Source organism: Mucilaginibacter sp. P5_A4, from assembly GCF_056400605.1.
Window position 1 is genome coordinate 1 of record NZ_JBFUKX010000099.1, and the last position, 4,768, is coordinate 4,768.

3 protein-coding genes and 2 pseudogenes are annotated in these 4,768 nt (G+C 34.5%); 1 reads left to right on the forward strand and 4 read right to left on the reverse strand.

Annotation, left to right across the window (positions count from 1 at the left end; translation table 11 throughout):
• Both AC1DQW_RS27130 and AC1DQW_RS27135 read right to left on the reverse strand, forming a co-directional pair.
• Window positions 1-1,243, reverse strand: a pseudogene (locus AC1DQW_RS27130) (hypothetical protein); the annotation flags it as partial.
• Window positions 1,244-1,286: 43 nt separating this feature from the next.
• Window positions 1,287-1,913, reverse strand: coding sequence for a master DNA invertase Mpi family serine-type recombinase (locus AC1DQW_RS27135; RefSeq protein WP_477456919.1), 627 nt, complete (start codon window positions 1,911-1,913; stop codon window positions 1,287-1,289).
• A gap of 113 nt (window positions 1,914-2,026) precedes the next feature.
• On the opposite strand from AC1DQW_RS27135, the gene AC1DQW_RS27140 reads away from it, so the two are divergent.
• Window positions 2,027-3,238, forward strand: a complete 1,212-nt coding sequence (locus AC1DQW_RS27140) for an Eco57I restriction-modification methylase domain-containing protein (protein WP_477456920.1) — start codon at window positions 2,027-2,029, stop codon at window positions 3,236-3,238.
• A 46-nt stretch (window positions 3,239-3,284) separates the two neighbouring features.
• Here AC1DQW_RS27140 and AC1DQW_RS27145 read toward each other — a convergent pair whose 3' ends face one another.
• Window positions 3,285-4,049: a TaqI-like C-terminal specificity domain-containing protein gene (locus AC1DQW_RS27145; protein ID WP_477456921.1), complete on the reverse strand. Its 765-nt coding sequence runs from the start codon at window positions 4,047-4,049 to the stop codon at window positions 3,285-3,287.
• A gap of 207 nt (window positions 4,050-4,256) precedes the next feature.
• Window positions 4,257-4,688: pseudogene (locus AC1DQW_RS27150) on the reverse strand (Eco57I restriction-modification methylase domain-containing protein); the annotation flags it as partial.
• Between the last annotated feature and the right edge of the window lie 80 nt (window positions 4,689-4,768).

Consider the following 4,768-nt stretch of genomic DNA (forward strand, 5'->3'; position numbering starts at 1 on the left):
CAGTCACCCGGCCTATTGCCCGGCAAATATAGTTGCCTTTAGAAATCAGTACGTAATTACCCTTTTTGACGTAATGTATAAATTTGCTGATGCAAGATGTTGCAAAATCACCTTCGCCCTTGTCTTTAGCCAAGGCTTTAGTTTCAGATTCGCTTAAATTACTGAAATTATTGAGGCCGCCCCAACCCAAAGCGATGCAGTTATTTTCCATGCAATAATCATATATCTCATTATCTTCAGAGCGCAAAGTATTGCCTAATGATATTTTAAAAAACTGCGCTTTTTTAAACTGATCTTCACTTATTTGGAAACGTTTTATTTGAACATCGGGTTTATAACGAGCTCTTTCGCAAAGTGTAAAAAATATTCCGGGCTCTATCTTATAATTTATAGTATTAGCAAGTACCGGTGTTGCGCCAGGCGATACAGCTTCAACCCCCTCTGCTTCATCTTCGGGTTGGAGTAATACTGGTTTAATACCTTCAATAAAATCTTCGTAGCCCAAGCTTTGGTGAAAAGTGGTAAACACTACTTGCCCTTCATCACGTAATCGCTGATATTCGCTCTTAAGTTCTTCGCGATTATTTGCTACAAAATCAGGATTTGCTATTTCAACCGCTTTATTAATCGTGTTATACGTTTTACCCGTTCCCGGAGGGCCATATAGGATAGTATTTAATGACAAAGCCTTTTGCGTTTTATTTGTTTCGGGTGGTGACTCCGGTTGTTCTCCCGTCAACGCCCACAATTGATGTGTATAATCAAAATAGTCCTGATCAGTAGATTTTTGCTCGATCAGGTATTTATGAGCTGTAGAAATAGGAGCATTACCTGCAGGCATCCCTTTCGCTCTGGCGGCTTTGAACAAAGCTTCGGGCTTAAAAATATTTATTACCAAATAATCGCTATATAAGAACGCTACTTTCCATTTATAGGTATCGCCTAAGTCCAGACCGTCTATTGGTTCTAAATTATTATTTAACGCATCCGTTGCTATGGTGACGATTAACTTTTTAACCTCAAGAAATGCGTTGTAAGCATCATTGCCATATTTTGAGTGCCATGCATAAGTGCCATCGGTTTTGTAATTGGTACGAGTGTCAGTTTCCTGGCTATTTTTTCGATAAATACCAAATTTATAAGCCGAGCCACCCCAAATGCTTCCCAAGTCGGTAGTACGAGCTTCTAACCAATAACAAAACGAAGTTGATTTGTCAAGATTAGTGTACTCATCTAATTGCATGGTTTCAAGCCTGCTTAGCGACCACGTTTCTAAAAATTGGGCTTTAAGTTCGTAAAGGGTCATTATATGTGATTAATTGTTTAGATTCTTTGACGAATGAAGATACTGTTATTCGGTGAACCCCCAAAATGCGGCCGATCGCGCTGTGCGAAATCTTTTTGTTAAGCAGTATCTTAATATCGTCTTCTTTGCCTGTCAGTTTCCTGTTTTGTGATTTGCTACCTTTTGGCCTTCCTAATATTTTACCTTCAGCTTTACGTCGGGCCAGTGCTTCCTTTGTACGTTGCGAAATTAAATTGCGTTCAATCTCTGCAGATAGGCCGAAAGCAAATGCTAAAACCTTAGAGTTGATGTTATTTCCTAATTCGTAATTTTCTTTTACCGTATAAACCATTACATCCTTTTCCATACAGTCATGCAATATCTTCATAATCTGCATCAGATTACGCCCCATTCGCGATAATTCAGAAACTATTAATACGTCACCTTTCTTCATACGCTGTAGTAGGTCGCCAAACTTGCGTATGTCAAGCCGTTTGGTTGAACTAATTGTTTCTTCAACCCACTCATCAATTTCCAATTGACGGATATTTGCAAATTTTAAAATCTCGAACCGTTGATTTTCAGTTGTTTGTTTGTCCGTACTGATTCGGATGTAGCCATATTTCATAGTGTCTAAGTTTTTTAAAGAGTTAAAATAGACAATATATGATTTGAAAAATTGGCCGATGGCATTAAAAATGTGATTATTGCAAATAGAGTAACGAGCGTTTTAATTCGTCAATTGGCTTCGACATAGTGATTGGAAATCCACCATATGTGGATTCAGAAAACATGGTCAATAATGATCCGGAATTCCGGGACTTGCTCAAAAACAGATTTRCAACAACTAAAGGGAATTGGGATCTTTTTGTGCCATTTATCGAAAACGGTGTTTCATTAAATTCAGAAAACGGCGTTTTTTGTTTTATCATACCTAATAAACTTTTAAGTGCAACTTATACCATAGATTTAAGAAAGCATTTGAGCTGTTTCAATATTTTAGAAATTAGAGACTATTCAACGCTAAATGTTTTTAAAACAGCGAACGTTTATCCAATTACCCTTTTATTAAGAAAAACTGACATTAAAAAAAATGTAACGATGACTACAATGGAGTCAGTTAACTTTTTCAAAACACAAAATCTAATTAATGCCCAGACGTTTTATAAGGACACATTTTGGGATAAGTATTTCTTCAATGTCGATTATGTAAAAATATTAATCAAGATTGCCAATCAATTGACATTTGGAAACATAGGGGGTTTAACAATTTTGGGGGCCGCAACAGTTAATGAGGCATATTTGATAAAAGAAAAGGTGTATGAACATACTGGGGAAAAAAAAGTAAAAAAATTAATCAACACAGGGACGATTGATAAATGGACTGCACTGTGGGGAACAAGAAAAACGCAATATATCAAAAGCGCATACATATTTCCTGTCATCTTAAATTCAGATTTAAATAATATAAATCCATCCCGATTGCTTCAAGCCGAAAGCCCTAAAATAATTATCGCCGGGATGTCAACAGATATCGAGGCCTTTTTAGATATTAATGGAGAATATTTAGCCGGAAAATCAACAACGATAATTCTGGACACGCCCGATAACTTAAAGATATTTACCGCGATACTTAACTCAGATGTGGCGTCTTTTTTTGTAAAATTAAACTATCATTCGCTAAAAATGTCAGGAGGCTATTTAAATATCAATAATGAAATCATTAAAAGCATTCCAATACCGGGCTTACAAACAAACACAAGAAAAATATTGATAAACTTGGTTGAATCATTGTTATTTACTGAAGCCCCCAATGATGCCAGGGCCCACATACAATTAAAAATCAACACATTTATTTATAAATTGTATTATTTTAATTTTGAAGAGATTAAAACAATAAATCCTGATTTTCCACTAACTGAAAAGGAATATCGTGATTTAAAAATAGAATAATCAACGATATTACTATAGCAATAACACCTGGAAAAACGGAAGCTTGTTATTCATTTTCCGCATCGTATTCCCCGTTTATTACTTTGAATTTAGTGACCGTTTTTATATAAAGAAGATTTATATAAATCTGGTTATGTGGATCTTTTAAATTTTTAAATGCGTTTTTACAAATCTCCATTTTTTCTTCATCAGTTAGTTGGTCTGAAAGTTTCGGCCAATTATCTAAAAACCGGATGATTTCTATGCCATGCTCTTTTAATATTTCTGGAAAGTAGGCTTCGTAAATAACACCATCAAGAACCTGCTCAAAAGTAGAGGTTAATTGGTCTGAAAGACTATTTAAAAATTGGGTCTTTACGAAAATAATGTAAGAARCAATTGACGTTATTGAATTATGAATTTTTCGTTCATATCTATCGCTGAAATTAATTTTTCTTATGGGTAATTGTTTGACTTTGGATAATTTAACCTGTGCAAATACCCTTCCCTCCTCGTTTACTATTTCTTGATAACACCAACGGAATAGCGTTGAGTTAAATAAACCCAAAATATAAAGTATGTCATAATCAGATTCTTTAGTAGGAATCAATCCGATTACGCTACCATCAAACCACCTTCTATTTAGATCAACAGCTGCGATGATCTTATCAGATGTTTGGCGAATTAAAAGCTTAGGAGAGCTGTTGTATACCGTTTCATTAAAATAAACAATCTCATTTGACTTGATAAAGTTTTTAAAATCCTTTCTAAAATATCTATCTGTATTTGGCTTGATATAATATTTTTCAAAGTCTCTACCTTTCCAATACATTACGGGTTCGGCTCCAATTCTTTCTTTAACAAATATTCTTTGTGCCAAATCACTTTTCGTGCGCGCCTCTTTGCCAACATTGACTCTTTGACATTGCAAACCAACATCTTTTAATGTAAAATGATCAAAATTTCCAAACGAAATGACAGGTACAGAAAAGCTTAAGATAGGCCTGATAAATTCTTTGTCCTGATTAGAGTTAAAATAATTTTGATAAATTAAAGAGTTTCGGTCTAATTTTTTGAGTAACTCTTCCTTTTTAATTCGTGGCCATTTGGAAATATCATTATATTGAAGTTGAGAATTTTCGACTGTTTTGTTTTTAATAAGAATTATACATGATGGTGCAATGACAGTTTCAAAAATATTTTCTCCAAGATCAACTATAGCAATAATTTGTTTTTTTAAAATTAGAGTTCTAACATCTTTTAATCTTTTCTGACGCAAAATGGTGTTGGGTATTATTAAGGACCCACACGCATTGCTATTACATAATCTTAATGACAAATCAACAAAGATTTTAAAACTATCTGTATGTTCCGAGGTTGCATCAGGATACGCTTTTTTCAAAGCATCAAGATCGTTATCAAGGCCGCCTCCCCAAGGTGGATTTCCAATCACTATGTCGAAGCCAATTGACGAATTAAAACGCTCGTTACTCTATTTGCAATAATCACATTTTTAATGCCATCGGCCAATTTTTCAAATCATATATTGTC

Coding starts and splice junctions, on each gene's coding strand:
- AC1DQW_RS27135 (WP_477456919.1), bottom strand. CDS start 1,913: ATGAAATATGGCTACATCCGAATCAGTACGGACAAACAAACAACTGAA.